We start from the raw sequence: 16,526 nt of genomic DNA, 5'->3' as shown, positions 1-16,526 counted from the left end.
TGTTACCGAAGTAACTGTTACTACCTAAGTAATAACGTTTTGATATTCATCAACGAGTGCCCACACAGATTGATAGGTTTAAATTGTTAAAGAGCTCTAGCGTTTTGTGACTTACATCTCAGTCGCTAGGGGTGCGTACTATACCTGCACCACTTAGAGAGTCAAGGGTTATTTTCAAACTCTTATTCTCTACCGATTTCGCAGCGTGACTTTCGTCTCACTCCTTGTCGGTGAGGCGGCATTATAGAGAGTTCGATATAGAGCACAAGAGCTTTTTTAAATAAAAGTTTTGTTCGTCTAAAAAGCCACCACATCCGCATTTTTCGAATAAAAACTAAACATTTGAGACGTATCACAGCAATACATTGGCAAAATGGAAGCCATGAACGTAAGATTCATGTGTCTATTTTGTTAATGGTAGATGCGTATATTTCGTTTATTAATATGTAGTATTCCGATATGAACTCAAAAAAATCGATGTTGTTAATTGTCGCGCTAGCTGTATTGGGCGGCATTGTTTTCTCTCAGGTAGATATATCGCCTGCAATTACCTTTATCCTTGGTGTCTTGGCTTCCGCTTTTGTTGTTAATTTTTCAAGCACCAACTCAAAATCAGAGTCAGAACCTAAGGCTTCAACAAAAACACTTTATGTGGGTAACCTTCCATACAAAGCGAATGAATCACATGTACGTGAATTGTTCTCTGAATATGGTGAAGTATTTGCTGTACGTTTAATGAAAGACAAACGTACTGGTAAAAGAAGAGGTTTTGGATTTGTTGTTATGGCAAGTAATGATGTGAATCATGCTATTTCAGAACTTAACGATAAAGATTACATGCAACGTACTTTAAAAGTACGCGTTGCAAACGATCCTAAACATCCAGAAACGGACGAAGCTGAGCTGAGCTAAACCCTAACTGCTTCAGCATACTATTTAGTGCACTTTCTTTTTTAGGAAGTGCACTACAAAAAGCCTCACGCACTCCCCCTTCTTCAGTACTGCTCTCTATATCCAATAAATCTTGAACCCGCTTAGCAATAGCCTTACCTGAATCAATCAACATCACGTTTTTACCTAGCACTTGCTGAATCTCTGATTTGATCAGTGGGAAATGAGTACACCCTAAAACAGCCACATCAATTGTGTTGATCATTGGTTGAAGGATTTGCTGCAGCTCTTCAAGGTTAATCGCCTCTCCTCGGAGTTTATCTTCGGCCATATCCACCAGCTGAGTAGAACCTAAAAGCTCAACTCTTTTATTACTAGAGAAGTTTTTGATGAGCTCGTGTGTGTATTCACGAGTAATCGTTGCGGGTGTCGCAATAAGACCAACGGCTTTATTGGCAAGTAGCGATGCTGGCTTGATTGCCGGAACAACCCCGACAATAGGGATTGGGTTATTTGCCCTTAGTGTAGGTAACACAATTGTACTTGCTGTATTGCAGGCTATCACCACAATATCAATAACGTGGCTAGCCACAAAACTGGCGACGATGCTTTGAACTCTGTGGATAAGGACTTGCTGGTCTAGCTCACCGTATGGGTAAGCCTCATTATCGAATACATAAGTATAGTTATGATTCGGTAGTAACTGGCTTATCTCTTTATATACGGACAGACCACCAACTCCAGAATCAAAGATCAATATGTTTTTTTGCATGCTTTCCGACACAACCATTACCTGTAATAATTTCCGTTACAATGATACCCCTTCACTTAGTTTTCGCCAATCATCACTCTACATAATGCAAGCTCGGTAGCGTTGATGCACAAAGCGCTCACCCTGCTCTACATTTTCCAGCTCTATCTTAAGCTTTCCTTTAAAGCATGGCGCTGACGTGACTAAAGTATGGAACTCACCATCTTCGCCGCATGGGTCGACGTGACTCGGTAAACTGCCGATTAGCTCAAGTGTGTATTCTTTCCCGCAATAGCTCATGTCTAATGCATCGCTATCGACCGTGACGAGAAAGGTTTCGATTCCTCTCTCTATTATTTCACTCGCAAGTGCCTGACTGCTCTCTCCCATTAGGGGAAACACACACTCCCAACCAGCTGGCTCTATATAACTTCTTCGGTAATCGGCAATGCCATTACAGAACATATCTCCAAACGCGACCGCATCGATTGATAAGCTAGAATCTTTAAGTGCCGAGACAATCGTACTTTGGTAAACCTCATTACTTGGGAAGACTTCCGGTAGCTCAATCATGATTAATGGTAAACCGACCACTCGAGCTTGCATTGCAACGACCTCAATAGGAGTTACCTGGAAAGGAACTTCACCTCCAACATACGTCGTATACAGAGCAACAACTTCATACTCGGTGCTTTCAAGTAGGCGCTCTAACGTTAACGTAGAGTCTTTACCTGACGACCAACTTATGACGACTTTCTTTTTCATTGATATATCCAATAAGAAAAAACCGCCCGAAGGCGGTTTGCATACCAGTTAGAACTGGTATGAAGCATTTAGGTAGTATGCTTGATCTTGCGTTTCATACTTATCCACCGTTTGGTATTGAGTATTAAACAAGTTTTCAACTTTAGCTCGTAGTTTCCATTGTTCGGTCAACTGGTAAGCTAGTGTAAAGTTCACGAGGCTATACGGTTCAAGTTCCACCGTATTTTTTGCATCGTCATAGCGTTTACCTTGATACTGATAGCTCAAATCACCACGCCAGTCATTGTGTTCATAGCTGACCAACCATTTCGCTGCAAAGTTTGCTCTACGAGACAGCTCTTTATCTTGAATGTCTTCTGGTTGACCATAACCAGCAACATTGATTTTGTTGTTATGGTCTAGGAAGTCTAGCGACACTGAGTGTGAAATCACGCCAGTCTCAAACTGCGAGCTTACTTCAATACCACGTATTGTCGCATCAGAATTCTTTAAAGCTTCACCTTTTGACTGATAACTTACCAAATTAGTAATTTTGTTTGAATAACCTACAACGCGTATATCTGATACGTCAGAGAAGAACTCAAATCCAGCCTCAAAACTCAAAGACTCTTCTGGTTTCAAGTCACTCTTACCATAGCCAGGCCAGAATAAGTCATTGTATGTCGGAGCTCGAAAGGCAGTACCACCAGACGCAATCAAACGCCAATTCTGATTAACAAGATAACCAGTTCCTAGCTGCCATGTCGACTTTCCGCCATAGACTTCGTTGTCATCATGACGAACACTTGCTTCAATTTGCAGACCTGAATTGTCATAGAAAGCCGAAGCGAATACTGCATTATTCTTACGACTAGTACCGTCATATTTCTGGTAACTATTGCTGCTCCAAATTTTGGAATCAGCCACGGTGTCTTTAGTTAGGTCAACGCCTGCATTAAGTACAAAGATCTCAGATAACTGATAAGAGTTCAGCCAGTTAAGAGCATGGCGATCAGTGATTAAGTGGCTACCCGGAACTTGACCGCCTTTATTGTTACTATCGTCGCGGTTAGTTGATACAGACAAAGATGAACGATACTTCTCACCATTATATGCAACAAGCGCTGCGTAGTTGAAAAGAATAGATTCTTGCTCATCAGCTGATAGCTTACCTGTTGAAAAGTCCTTATAACTTTCATATTCAGTCACGCCTTTATGATAGAAGCCCATCACTTTGGCAGACCACTCAGGTGAAAAGTTTGTCCCAACCTCAAGCGTTAAGTCTTGACGGCTATAGCCATCTTCATCAGGTTGAGCCGGGCCAGTGCCTACGACATCAAAACCATCTGACGCTTCAGTGTTTACAGACATATTGATCCAAGAGTTCTGACCAACTTTAGAGCTCACACCAGCTGCGCCTTGGCGATAGTTATCAGTACCAGCACCAACTTGAACAGTACCAGAGTCAACATCAGCCCCTGATGAAGTAATAATGTTAATTACACCACCTATTGCATCAGCACCATATACCGCAGCACGAGCACCTTTTACTAACTCGATACGTTCAACGCCGCTTAGAGGAATAGCTGAGAAGTTCGCACTACCAGTTGTCGCACTACCAATTCTCACCCCGTTATAGAGGACAATGCTTTGATTCGATGAGGTACCGCGAACAAAGACTGAACTGTTTTGTCCACGTCCGCCATTTTGCGTTACTTGCACACCAGGTAATAATGCTAAAGCTTCCGTTAGAGATTTGATTTGCAGGTTATCAATTTGCTCTTTAGTCACAATATCGACAGTTGCTGTAACTTGACCCACAGACTGCTCAAAACGGTTAGCCGTAACGACCATGGTTTCGTCAGCAGATGCTTCTTGTGCGTGTAAATTGGAGATAGGTGAAAGCAGCGATGCTACAGCAACCGCTAAAAGGGATTTGTTCATGTTGTGATCCTAAATCGCGTAAAGTCCTACCAAACCACATTGTATGGCTTAGCCGCTGGCAGGTATTCGGACTTAAGAGCACAACCTTTCGGTTACCTAATATTCGACTTCCCACAAAATGCTATTTGCAGTGTCTATGAATACTCGTTCTCTTTTACCGCTGCGCGTCAGTTCTGGATTTTCACCAGATTCCCTCTTCAGCCATCTATACATCCACATGGCACCAGCTTGCCGGAAATAGTATTGACCTATGAATCATTTGTCTAGTCTAAGATAGTTATAAGCTATAGTTTTCGTCGTCTATTTAGACTGAATGGCTCTCAACACTGGACAAGCGCCTGTGATTGAATAAAATCTGCGCTCTTGATTTAAAAGCACGATAGCAAAAGGCATAACAATGGCGAATTTAGAAGTAAACCCGCAACGCTACCAAGAACAACTGGCAGAAAAGACTGAGCGTCTTACTGAAATGTTCTCAGAATATAATGTGCCTGAGCTGGAAGTGTATGAATCTCCAGAACAACACTACCGCATGCGTGCAGAGTTCCGCGTGTGGCATGAAGGTGACGATATGTATTACGTCATGTTCAATCAAGAGACCAAAGAAAAATACCGCGTAGACCAGTTCCCAGCGGCTAGCCGCCTGATCAACGACCTAATGCCTCTATTAACGGATGCAATGAAGGACAACCACTCTCTACGCCACAAACTATTCCAAGTAGACTTCCTTTCTACATTAAGCGGCGAGATTTTGGTGTCACTGCTTTACCACCGCCAATTAGGTGAGCAGTGGATTCAAGATGCTAAAGCACTTAAGCAGCAATTAAACGATGAAGGTTTTAACCTAAACCTGATCGGCCGTGCGCGTAAGATGAAAATCGTGCTGGACCGCGACTACGTTATTGAAAAGCTAGATGTGAATGGTGATAGCTACATCTACCAGCAAGTTGAGAACAGCTTTACTCAACCAAACGGTAAAGTAGCAGAAAAAATGTTGGAGTGGGCAGTCGACTGTACTCAAGACAGCAAAGGCGACTTGCTTGAACTTTACTGTGGTAACGGTAACTTCTCACTAGCACTGGCACAGAACTTCGAACGTGTACTGGCAACAGAACTAGCGAAGCCGTCAGTAGAATCTGCGCAATACAACATCGCAGCCAACAAGATTGAAAATGTTCAGATCATCCGCATGTCTGCGGAAGATTTTACCGTAGCAATGGAAGGCAAGCGTGAATTCCGTCGTCTACAGCAAGCGAACATCGATCTTAAGAGCTACAACTGCAACACTATCTTTGTTGATCCACCGCGTTCAGGTATGGATGTTGACACTTGTAAGATGGTTCAAGGCTACGAGCGCATCATGTACATCTCTTGTAACCCTGAGACATTGAAAGAGAACCTAGACATTCTAAGTGAAACACACGACATCACTCGTTTTGCTCTATTTGACCAGTTCCCTTACACGCACCACATGGAAGCCGGTGTATTCCTAGAGCGTAAAGCGTAAGCCTCGCTCTCTAGGTCGAGGTCGAAGCTAAGCAGCAGATACAAAAAAACGAGCCAATTGGCTCGTTTTTTTATTTATAGATTGGTTTAAGCGGTTTTACCGATAAAGCCTAGCTTCTTACCTACCCAAGCGAGCAGTAGCATCGCGACGATAATCGCAAAGAAGTTTGACCCGGCATCAGGGTGTTGTGCTTTCACAAAAGCCGAGTGGCCAAATGCACCTACAAAGAAACAAGCTAAACCCACTAACGGAATATCTTCAGATACTGGATTTGTTAGGTATTCTTGGTATAGCGCTTGTACAGCCAACACTAAAGCAATCAGCGGGAAAATAGAGAAGCCCACTTCGCTCATTGTTACCCAAGATAACAGTGCATCACCACATACACCAGCTACAACAGCAAGTACGAGTGTCTTTCTTTCAGAACCACGGTTTACAGTATTATTTTCATTCGACATTATTCAATCCCGCCTTTTAATCGGTTACGTTCACGTTCTTTACGATACCAAAAAGCTCCTTTGGCCATCATTCGCAATTGCATGATCAAACGCTCAGCCAATTCATCTCGCTGACGTCGATCTAAATCTAATGCTTCTGCCCCTGAGTTAAAAACCAAGATGACGGAGGCTTCCGCTTGAGTAAAAGCTTCGTCTCTTGTCATTCCTGTTGTAATTAAATATTCGGTTAACTCAGCAGAGAAATGCTGTATCTCACGAGCTACCGCTGCACGAAACTCAAATGAAGTTCCTGAGCGCTCCCGCAATAACAGTCTGAATACGTTTGGGCTGCTTTCAATGAATTCCATAAAGGTTTCAACCGATGTGCGAATCACGCTGCCTTCTTTTACTATGCGTTGCCTAGCTTGACGCATCAACTGACGCAACAATAAGCCACCTTCATCTACCATGGTTAAGCCAAGCTCATCCATATCTTTGAAATGGCGATAAAAGGAAGTCGGAGCTATTCCAGCCTCACGAGCGACTTCTCTCAAGCTTAGATTAGAAAAACTACGATCGGCACTGAGTTGGCTAAATGCCGCATCGATTAAGCTACGACGAGTCTTTTCTTTTTGCTGTGCGCGAATGCCCATTGGTTTCATACTTTATCAACATCTTCTTTTACAGCCTAAACAGGCATGTCTAATACTCTATTCAATATAACGCGAATCACTTACTTATATAAGGCACTCTGGTTATATAAGACACTAAACATACCTCTTTGTTCACGTATCGAAGTAAATACGTTCAAAGAAAACATTTCAATATCCGCACCGTCATTTGGAGACATACGACATACCAAATATTATTTTTTCAGTAGCATGACGTGATCTCACCGACTCTCTGATGCCCTTTTCATGTACCCAAGAACAGAATCAGTTAAAATCTCGCTAAAGCAATGTTAATCAAATATAACAAGGAAGATATCTATGTCGCACTCCAACCACTTTGATGTAATCGTAATTGGTAGTGGCCCCGGAGGAGAAGGGGCAGCGATGGGATTAACCAAAGCCGGGTTGAACGTTGCTATCATTGAAAAAGAGAGCAGCGTTGGGGGTGGTTGTACCCACTGGGGGACCATTCCTTCCAAAGCACTGCGTCATGCCGTAAGTCGTATTATTGAATTCAACAGTAACCCTCTGTTTTGTCAGAACAATAAAAGTATCCACTCAACATTTTCCAATATTCTGGGGCATGCTAAATCGGTCATCGACAAACAGACTCGCTTGCGCCAAGGTTTCTACGATCGCAACCAATGCACGTTAGTCTTCGGTACTGCACGTTTTATCGATACCCACACGATCTCCGTAATGCAAAGCGACGGTACTGAAGAACACTACAGCGCAGACAAATTTGTTATCGCGACAGGTTCTCGTCCTTATCAGCCAGACAACGTCGACTTCATGCATGAACGTGTCTACGACAGCGATTCGATTCTTTCTCTTAAACACGACCCTCAACACATCATCATCTATGGTGCTGGTGTTATCGGCTGTGAATATGCCTCTATATTTCGCGGTTTAGGCGTGAAAACCGATCTCATTAATACTCGCGATCGCCTGTTGTCCTTCTTAGATAACGAAACCTCAGATGCACTTTCTTACCACTTCTGGAACAGTGGCGTTGTTATTCGTAACGATGAGACCTTTGAGAAAATTGAAGGAACAGATGATGGTGTAATCATTCACCTAGAGTCAGGTAAAAAAATGCGTGCCGATTGCCTACTGTATGCCAATGGTCGAACGGGTAATACTGATAAACTGAACCTTGGTGCGGTTGGCTTAGAAGCGGACTCTCGTGGACAAGTATCAGTCAACAGCAACTACCAAACCAGTGTTGAACATGTTTACGCTGTCGGTGATGTGATTGGGTATCCTAGCCTAGCAAGTGCTGCTTATGACCAAGGTCGATTTGTGGCCCAAGCTGTGATGAAAGGTGAAGCAGAACGACACCTTATCGAAGACATCCCAACAGGTATCTACACCATTCCTGAGATCAGCTCTGTCGGTAAAACCGAGCAAGAGCTTACCGCAGCTAAAGTGCCGTATGAAGTGGGACGTTCTTCATTCAAGCACTTAGCTCGCGCTCAAATTGCAGGTAAAGATATTGGTAGCTTGAAGATACTTTTCCATCGTGAAACTAAAGAGATTTTAGGTATCCACGTGTTTGGTGAACGTGCCGCTGAAATCATTCACATTGGTCAGGCGATCATGGAACAAAAAGGCGAAGCCAACACCATCGAATACTTTGTGAATACCACCTTTAACTATCCGACGATGGCCGAGGCGTATCGCGTAGCAGCGCTTAACGGACTTAACCGTTTGTTCTAAACAAAGAACCAACAGGACTATTTGACCACCTGTAGGCCAAGTACATAAACAGCAAGCCAAGAGCTTGCTGTTTTTATTTTTCGTTCCCTGAACTAAGCTATGCAAGCTAAGCGAGAAACTCCCCCTTCTTCCACTGAGAAACAAACAACACTCCAAGACCGATGCCACGCATCGCCATAAAACTCAACATTGCTAGCCACAGCGCATGGTTTTCTAAACCTGAGGCCAAGTAGAAAATTACAAAGAAGCAGCAGGTCGCCACGAACATGCTATTGCGCATATCCTTGCCTTTGGTTGCCCCAACGAAAATACCATCCAATAAGAAGCACCACATCGAAACCAACGGCATTGCAATCAACCATGGCAGATACACCTCAGCCTGGCTCTTCACTGCTGGGATTGTGGTGATCATGTTAATCAAGCTAGACCCCGCAATCGCGAACACAATGGTGAGCACCAAGCAAATGTTGAAGCTCCAAAAAAAGGTGCCAATCAAAGACTGATTTAGCTCATCTTTATCTTTCGCGCCGATCGCTTTACCGACCATGGCTTCCATTGCGTAGGCAAAACCATCCATCCCATAAGAGATGATCATCAAGAAACTCATCAACACTGCATTGGCCGCAACAACATCATCGCCAAAGCTTGCACCTTGGAAGGTCATGAAAGTGAAAGTCGCTTGTAGGCATAGTGAACGAAGGAAGATATCGCGATTCAGTTTTACGAAACGACTCAAACCTTGGCTGGTTTTCTTAAGCAGCTCCCATGGCGATGGTAACTGCTTCTTCACCCAGATCCGGTAAACACAAATCAGGCCAAATGTTAAACCGGCATAATCAGCCATTACAGATGCCAATGCTGCGCCTTCCACTTGCCAGCCGAGGCCAATCACAAATACGATATCTAAAACGATGTTGGTGATATTAGTAATGATCACCATCCACATGGGTGCTTTGGCATTTTGGGTTCCGAGTAACCAACCTAACAGCACAAAGTTAGTCAACGCAGCAGGCGCACTCCATGCTCGGATAGAGAAATATTGCTGACCATAGTGTTTCACTTGGTCACTGGCACTACTCAGAGAGAAAACCGCATCCGCAACAAAGCTATGCAATAGCAAGAAGAAACCAGCAAACCCTAGTGCCATGGTCACGCCTTGCACAAAGACTAAACCAAGTTGCTTGCCATCGTTCGCCCCATAAGATTGCGCGGCCAGTCCCGTCGTCGACATTCGTAAGAAACCGAGCAGCCAAAAGGTCACGCTGATCATTGTGCCACCCAGCGCCACACCACCTAAATACCAAGAATGCTCTAAGTGACCGATAACCGCAGCATCGACTAAGCCCAACAGTGGAACCGTAATATTAGAAAGAACCATCGGGATCGCGAGTAACAGCACTTTTTTGTGCATCGCCTGATTGGATAACGTTTGAAAAATAGTTTGGGGATTAAATAACTTCACGATCACCTCTTAGATTAGAGGCGATAGTTTAACCTAGTGAGTGGGCTTTCACTATGTTGTGGGGAGGTGCTTGCCTTTTATCGATAACGAATACCTCTAACGAGGCAAGCATTCAGATATCTGCCAACAGAACCGCTAGCACTACCACTTAACAAGCACTAACTGCGGCGTTAAACGCTTTTTGACCTGAGAGATTTTACAAAGAAGTCGCTGCCACAATTTCCAACGATTACACTGCTGGTCAAGTGGAGAAAACACTTTTACCCATTGAGCCCATGGCAGCCAATTAAGGACGCTGTCTATCGGAGAAGATAAGCCATGTGCGTATTTTCCAGAACCAAGCTTTTGTCCCAGAGCACTAGAGCTTTTATCTCCAGCTAACACTAAACACGCATGTGCGTGGGTAAAATAACGGCTCAAAGATTGAATAAAGTTCGCCGTCTGTTGTTCATTGCAATCCAACAGAGCATGTTCACACACCACCATCACCGAAGCTTGTTCTGGAATATTAAGTTCATCCAACCAAGTCAGGTCATCCACCGAGCCACACTCTAGACGATAGCGTTCATTCTTGTGGAACAGGCGTTGTCGCCAAACTAGGTTCTCGGTTACATCTAGCTCAACCCAATGACAGCGGCCGTTATCTAAACGGTAGAAACGGGTATCAAGCCCTGCTCCTACGTTAATAATCCAAGCATCTGGGTTATGAGATAAAAACTGTTGAACTTGAGAGTCACAAAGTTGAGTCAGTGTCGCGTAAAGGAGTTGTTGTTGGTCGAGTTCGCCGGTAAGGCATTCAGGTGCGAGTTGGCAACGCTTGCAGGCTTGTGCTGCAATAGGGTCATAAACAAGACCGTCATCGGCTAGACTTTCGCGGCTGCGAAACCAAAGGTGTTGAACAAGATTCGTCGGTACTTGGAATTCTTGATGTGCTGACCCGAGATCAGAAGAAGCCTTTTGATCATAGGTGTGCGACTTACGAATAAGCGGCTTCATTTGAGGTTTGGTTGGGTTTGGCATCATCATCTTCCTTGTATCTCGACAAAGAAGATGATAATGAATATCAATTACAATAACAAGTTATTGAGAGTAAATATCAATAAGCTGTTTGCACTGACTACATCCAGTCCGTGTTACGAATAATACCAACCGCAAGTCCTTCAATAGACAAGTGTTGGGATTCTAAGTCCACGTGAATTGGAGAAAACTCTTCATTTTCAGCATGTAACAGAACGGTAGAACCTTTGCGCTCTAGGCGTTTTACCGTTACATCATCGTCGACACGAGCCACGACAACTTGTCCATCACGCACGTCTTGTGTTTTATGCACGGCCAGTAAATCGCCATCCATAATACCGATGTCTTTCATACTTTCGCCATTTACGCGAAGTAAGAAGTCAGCTTGTGGCTTAAACATACCTGGGTCAACTTGGTAGTGCATTTCTACATGCTCTTGAGCCAAAATAGGCTCGCCAGCGGCAACCTGACCGATTAATGGTAAACCTTGCTCTTCGTTCGCTGCATCTTCAAGCAAAATACGAATACCGCGAGACGCACCCGGGATAATCTCAATCGCTTCTTTACGAGCAAGAGCTTTCAAATGTTCTTCTGCAGCATTTGCAGAGCGGAAGCCAAGTTCACGTGCGATTTCTGCACGAGTCGGTGGCATACCGCAATCCTCGATCTTACTTTTGATAAGGTCAAAAACTTGTTGCTGGCGGGGCGTTAACGGCTTCATGATTCACCTGTCTTTTTATACAGTTGACTGTGAGTATATCCAGTAACTGAACAAAAGCAAAGCAATTGGTTGTTTTTAGTTCATTTTTAGCAAATTACAAAAACAAGATCTCTAACCACACGTAACCAGCTAATACTAAACAGATAAAAACGGCAGCTGAGCCAACATCTTTCGCCATCCCAGAAAGCTCATGATGTTCGCTACCGATTCGGTCAACGACCGCTTCAATCGCGGTATTGATCAACTCGACAACCATCACCAACACGACGGCTGAAATCATCAAGATTCGCTCAACTTGGTTTACATCTAAGTAGAACGCCAACGGAATAAGCACTGCGGCCATGAAGACTTCTTGTCGAAATGCAGCCTCGTTTTTAAACGAGCTCGTGATACCTTGCCATGAAAAGCCCGCCGCTTTGACGATACGTTTGAATCCGGTGTTTGATTTTTTGGTCATTTTTAACTCTATACTCAATCAGTCGATGAATGATTTTCCACAAACTTAACGGCAATATGACTATTTCCATTAAAAGGTTAGACCAGTTTCTGGTATTCTTGCATCGATTAAATTTACGCCTAGGCTTATCCCTATTTCACTCATAGGATTTATCCTTTTCATTATAGAAATAGAGATACGCTTCAGCACATTGAAATAACTATTGAGGCAGTGAACCTATATGTCTTCTGGACAATCTTTTTCACGTTCATTAATGAAGCTACCTTTATCCCTACTGGTAAAGAGCACATCAATCCCTTCAAACCCTGTTGAGGATTTGAACATTGATTTGAGCAAACCGATTGTATACGCCTTACCGTTTCGCTCAAGTGTCGACATTCTTACATTGCAAAAACATGCGCTTGAATTAGGTCTACCCGATCCGTTAAGCAAGCTTGAAATCAATGGCAAATCACTGCAACGCTACGTTTTTATCTCTTCTCGCAAAACGCTACTGCAAGACGATGATTATGTACCAAGCTCATCAATTGAAGTCTTCTCTGAGCTGCTTTCACTGCATGCTGAAGACTCTGAGCTCGACGTTCAAGTTATCCCTGCCACCGTATTATGGGGTCGTAAGCCTGGTAAAGAGAATAACCAGAAGCCTTACCTACAAGCAATGAACGGTTTAGAGAAATCAAAAGCAGTATTGCTCGCAGGCCGTGACTGCCTAGTTCGCTTTAGCCCAGTGGTATCTCTACGATACATGGCCAACTCACATGGCACCGACAGTACCATCGCGCACAAACTGGCGCGCGTGGCACGTATTCACTTCTCCCGCCAAAAGCTAGCTGCATCAGGTCCTAACCTGCCAAGCCGCCAAGCTCTGTTTGACCGCCTACTAAAATCAGAAGCGATCAAAAAAGCAATTGAAGACGAAGCACAAGCTAAGAACATCTCGATCGAGAAAGCGAGCAAAGAAGCTCAGGATATCATGGACGAGATCGCCGCGAACTTCTCTTACTCACTGATCAAACGTGGTGAGAAGATTCTAGGCTGGCTGTGGAATAAGTTGTATCAAGGCCTGCATATCAACAATGCTTCAACGGTTCGTAAACTGGCTCAAGATGGTCACGAGATCGTTTATGTGCCTTGTCATCGTAGTCACATGGATTACTTGCTGCTTTCTTACGTGCTTTACCACGAGGGCATGGTGCCGCCGCATATCGCTGCTGGTATTAACCTGAACTTCTTCCCTGCTGGCCCGATTTTCCGCCACGGTGGTGCGTTCTTCATTCGTCGCAGTTTTAAAGGCAACAAGCTGTACTCGACTATTTTCCGTGAATACCTAGCAGAACTGTTCGCTAAAGGATATTCGGTAGAGTACTTCAGTGAAGGAGGCCGTTCACGTACTGGTCGTTTGCTACAAGCGAAAACCGGTATGTTAGCAATGACGATTCAGGCAATGCTACGCGGCATGAACCGCCCAGTAACGTTAGTACCGGTGTACATCGGCTACGAACACGTAATGGAAGTGGCAACCTACGCCAAAGAGCTACGTGGTAAGCGCAAAGAGAAAGAGAATGCGAGCCTAGTGATTCGAACTATCCGTAAACTACGTAACTTTGGTAAAGGCTACGTGAACTTCGGTGAGCCAATTCAGCTTAACCAATACCTAAACGAGCATGCACCAGAGTGGACCAAAGACATCGATCCAATGGGAGCCAGCAAACCACAATGGATGAACCCAGTGGTTAACGACTTGGCCACCAAAATGATGACACACATAAACGATGCAGCAGCGACCAACGCACTAACACTCTGTGCAACGGCGCTACTTGCTTCGCGACAACGCGCATTGTCTCGTGACTCTTTGGTTTCTCAGATCAATTGCTACCTGTCTCTACTGAAAAATGTACCTTACTCAGACACATTCACGGTACCAAAAGACAGTGCTGAAGATCTGGTAAAACACGCTGAATCATTAAACAAATTCCTAATTGAATCAGACTCAATGGGCGACATTATTTCGCTAGACCGTCACCAGTCAATTCTGATGACCTACTACCGAAACAACATCATTCACTTGTTTGCTCTGCCATCATTAATCGCCCAAATGACCATTCGTCAGCGCGGTTTATCGATTGACGCGATTCAAGAAAACGTTGCTGCTATCTACCCGTTCTTGAAGAAAGAGCTGTTCCTAAGCTACGACGAAGACAAGCTTGAAGACGTAGTGTCTAACATCATTGCAGAGCTGGTTAGCCAAGGTATGCTTGTGGTTTCTGATAACGAGGTCACCATCAACCAATCAAACAGCCAAGCACTGATGCTGTTAGGTCGTACGATTTCAGAGACACTACAGCGCTACTCTATTGCTCTGAACCTGTTGGCAGAGAATCCTGATTTGGATAAATCAGATCTTGAACAAAAGAGCCAAGACATTGCACAGCGACTTGGTCGTCTGCAAGGCATTAATGCACCAGAGTTCTTCGATAAAGGCGTGTTTGCGTCGATGTTCGCAACTCTGAAACAGCAGCAATATCTAGACAACGAGGGTAACTGTGATTTAGAAAAGACTCAGCAATTCGCTAGACTTCTCTACTCCATGCTTTACCCAGAAGTGCGTCTGACGATTCAAGAGAGCATCCACCAAGCAGACTAATAATTCACTTGGTGTCTGTTTTATATGAAGCGGAACACACAATCAAAAAAAGGTACCCAATGGGTACCTTTTTATTTTGTGTTCGTTTCGCTCAAACTCAGAGACTTACCAGAAGGTAATGAATAAGCCTGCTGTCACCGCCATTCCAACATAGTTGTTGTTGAGAAAAGCTTGGAAGCATAAGTCTCGGTCACGATGACGCATCAAATGCTGTTGATACACAAACAAACTACCTGCCACCAACAATGCCCAATAGAAGGTATCACCCAACTGGTAATGCATGCCTAGAGCAATCAGCATCGCCAGTGTCACTAATTGTAAGAAGCCAACGATGAGCTTGTCGAAACGGCCAAATAAAATGGCGGTCGACTTGATACCAATTTTAAGGTCGTCATCTCGATCTACCATCGCATATTGCGTATCGTAGGCTATCGTCCACAACGCATTAATTACGAAAATAAACCACACAATACTTGGCAACTCATTAGTTTGTGCTGCCCATGCCATTGGAATCGCCCAACTAAACGCTAAGCCCAGAAACAACTGAGGAAGGTGCGTAAAACGCTTCATGAAAGGGTAAATAAACGCTAAACCAACCCCGATAAAAGAGAGTTTAATGGTCAACGGATTCATGGTTAGCACCAATAAGAATGAAACCAAAGCTAGCACTAAAAACAGCACAATGGCTTCCTTACTGGAAACTAAACCTGAAGGTAATGGGCGCTGCTTGGTGCGTTTAACATGACCATCTACTTTACGGTCAGCAAAGTCATTGATCACACAGCCAGCTGAACGCATCAACACCACACCGAGTACGAAAACAACCAAGACACCAAAATCAGGCATGCCTTGCGCGGCGATGATCAGCGACCACAGGGTCGGCCAAAGGAGTAACAGGGTACCAATCGGGCGATTCATTCGCGTTAATTGCCAATACGCCTTCGCTTTGGTGGCAAGCATTTACACACTCTCCTTAGAGTAAATGGGGGATGTTGGTAAAAACAGTTCAGCGACAAGCATCGGTTTATGGTTCATCCATAATCGAGAACGACGCGCGAGTAATCGCTCATCGCCTGCAGTAACCCAGCCGACTTGCAGCGCATCTCGCTCCACGTTTTCAGCACTGAAAACGGTTAATCCAAGCGGGACATCACCTTGTTGAGAAAGGTCAGAGTGCTGATGATCTTCTAGCGTGACTCGAGGAATTAAGGTTCGACCTAACACCCACGGCTCATTATCACCCTTTAAAATCACTTTACGCAGTAAGCAATCATACGATGATAAAAGATTTTCTTCGTCCTGTTGTAGTATTGAGCGTTCTACAACTTGGTTATGAAGCAACTCAACAGACAGGTGATGGCAGCACTTGCCCAACTTACGGGAAAGCGATCCTTGCTCCATCAACCACTCTTTGGTGGTTTGATTAGGAAAATTAAAATTTTCTGTGCTTTGCCAATCTACATTCATTAACGAATTTAGATACAATGATATTGACTGATTCATACTAGTATTCAATAGGTGACTTTACACGTACAATAAAGCTTCAACTTTCGAATAAAAT

Annotated in this window: 15 protein-coding genes and 1 riboswitch; of the genes, 4 read left to right on the top strand and 11 right to left on the bottom strand. The window is 44.0% G+C overall.

Translation table 11 applies throughout. The annotated features are described in order from the left end of the window. The first annotated feature begins 459 nt into the window (after positions 1-459). A complete protein-coding gene (locus tag AB4180_RS16390) occupies positions 460-912 on the top strand; it encodes an RNA-binding protein (protein WP_009848258.1) in 453 nt (150 codons plus the stop codon). On the opposite strand, the gene murI is transcribed toward AB4180_RS16390, so the two are convergent. The 3 genes from murI to AB4180_RS16375 are packed head-to-tail and all read right to left on the bottom strand — an operon-like array spanning position 875 to position 4,330. Beyond that, positions 875-1,681 carry a glutamate racemase gene (gene murI, locus AB4180_RS16385; RefSeq protein ID WP_102249630.1) on the bottom strand — a complete coding sequence of 269 codons (807 nt, stop codon included), beginning with the start codon at positions 1,679-1,681 and terminating at the stop codon, positions 875-877. The two genes, AB4180_RS16390 and murI, sit on opposite strands and share 38 nt — an antisense overlap. Positions 1,682-1,741: 60 nt before the next feature. Next, positions 1,742-2,407, bottom strand: a complete 666-nt coding sequence (locus AB4180_RS16380; RefSeq protein ID WP_102249631.1) for an ATPase — start codon at positions 2,405-2,407, stop codon at positions 1,742-1,744. A 48-nt stretch (positions 2,408-2,455) separates the two neighbouring features. After that, positions 2,456-4,330 (bottom strand): TonB-dependent receptor domain-containing protein, encoded by a 1,875-nt coding sequence (locus AB4180_RS16375; protein WP_017100862.1) that lies wholly within the window; start codon positions 4,328-4,330, stop codon positions 2,456-2,458. Between the two features lie 39 nt (positions 4,331-4,369). Then, a riboswitch (cobalamin riboswitch) is annotated at positions 4,370-4,573 on the bottom strand. Positions 4,574-4,727: 154 nt separating this feature from the next. Here AB4180_RS16375 and trmA point away from each other — a divergent pair. Continuing rightward, positions 4,728-5,837, top strand: coding sequence for a tRNA (uridine(54)-C5)-methyltransferase TrmA (gene trmA, locus AB4180_RS16370; protein ID WP_009848254.1), 1,110 nt, complete (start codon positions 4,728-4,730; stop codon positions 5,835-5,837). A gap of 86 nt (positions 5,838-5,923) precedes the next feature. Here trmA and AB4180_RS16365 read toward each other — a convergent pair whose 3' ends face one another. Next, positions 5,924-6,295, bottom strand: coding sequence for a YijD family membrane protein (locus tag AB4180_RS16365; protein ID WP_004736696.1), 372 nt, complete (start codon positions 6,293-6,295; stop codon positions 5,924-5,926). Beyond that, the gene (gene fabR, locus AB4180_RS16360; RefSeq protein WP_010438693.1) at positions 6,295-6,936 is read right to left on the bottom strand and encodes an HTH-type transcriptional repressor FabR; all 642 of its coding nucleotides are present in this window, start codon (positions 6,934-6,936) and stop codon (positions 6,295-6,297) included. Before fabR ends, AB4180_RS16365 begins: the two co-directional genes overlap by 1 nt. 327 nt (positions 6,937-7,263) lie before the next feature. Here fabR and sthA point away from each other — a divergent pair, with 327 nt between their 5' ends. Then, positions 7,264-8,664: a Si-specific NAD(P)(+) transhydrogenase gene (sthA, locus tag AB4180_RS16355; protein ID WP_017103565.1), complete on the top strand. Its 1,401-nt coding sequence runs from the start codon at positions 7,264-7,266 to the stop codon at positions 8,662-8,664. A gap of 106 nt (positions 8,665-8,770) precedes the next feature. Here the strand turns inward: sthA and dinF are convergent, their stop codons facing one another. The 4 genes from dinF to AB4180_RS16335 all read right to left on the bottom strand — a co-directional run bounded on the left by dinF (position 8,771) and on the right by AB4180_RS16335 (position 12,321). After that, positions 8,771-10,126 carry an MATE family efflux transporter DinF gene (gene dinF / locus AB4180_RS16350; protein WP_198592255.1) on the bottom strand — a complete coding sequence of 452 codons (1,356 nt, stop codon included), beginning with the start codon at positions 10,124-10,126 and terminating at the stop codon, positions 8,771-8,773. A 141-nt stretch (positions 10,127-10,267) separates the two neighbouring features. Beyond that, complete coding sequence (locus AB4180_RS16345) at positions 10,268-11,146, bottom strand: class I SAM-dependent methyltransferase (protein WP_102249632.1); 879 nt, start codon at positions 11,144-11,146, stop codon at positions 10,268-10,270. A gap of 97 nt (positions 11,147-11,243) precedes the next feature. Next, positions 11,244-11,864 (bottom strand): transcriptional repressor LexA, encoded by a 621-nt coding sequence (gene lexA, locus AB4180_RS16340; protein WP_009848249.1) that lies wholly within the window; start codon positions 11,862-11,864, stop codon positions 11,244-11,246. 94 nt (positions 11,865-11,958) lie between these two features. After that, positions 11,959-12,321, bottom strand: coding sequence for a diacylglycerol kinase (locus AB4180_RS16335; RefSeq protein WP_029223019.1), 363 nt, complete (start codon positions 12,319-12,321; stop codon positions 11,959-11,961). A 220-nt stretch (positions 12,322-12,541) separates the two neighbouring features. On the opposite strand from AB4180_RS16335, the gene plsB reads away from it, so the two are divergent. After that, complete coding sequence (gene plsB, locus AB4180_RS16330) at positions 12,542-14,965, top strand: glycerol-3-phosphate 1-O-acyltransferase PlsB (protein WP_102249633.1); 2,424 nt, start codon at positions 12,542-12,544, stop codon at positions 14,963-14,965. A 105-nt stretch (positions 14,966-15,070) separates the two neighbouring features. Here the strand turns inward: plsB and ubiA are convergent, their stop codons facing one another. Together ubiA and AB4180_RS16320 are read right to left on the bottom strand one after the other, a co-directional pair. Beyond that, positions 15,071-15,925 carry a 4-hydroxybenzoate octaprenyltransferase gene (ubiA, locus tag AB4180_RS16325; RefSeq protein WP_102249634.1) on the bottom strand — a complete coding sequence of 285 codons (855 nt, stop codon included), beginning with the start codon at positions 15,923-15,925 and terminating at the stop codon, positions 15,071-15,073. Beyond that, positions 15,926-16,468, bottom strand: a complete 543-nt coding sequence (locus tag AB4180_RS16320; RefSeq protein ID WP_198592256.1) for a chorismate lyase — start codon at positions 16,466-16,468, stop codon at positions 15,926-15,928. Positions 16,469-16,526: the final 58 nt, after the last annotated feature.

Origin of the sequence: Vibrio sp. 10N.286.49.C3 (assembly GCF_041469545.1) — a bacterium.
Lineage (GTDB): Bacteria > Pseudomonadota > Gammaproteobacteria > Enterobacterales > Vibrionaceae > Vibrio > Vibrio tasmaniensis_A.
Note: the sequence above shows the minus strand (reverse complement) of the source record. Positions and strands in the feature narration are given on the sequence as shown.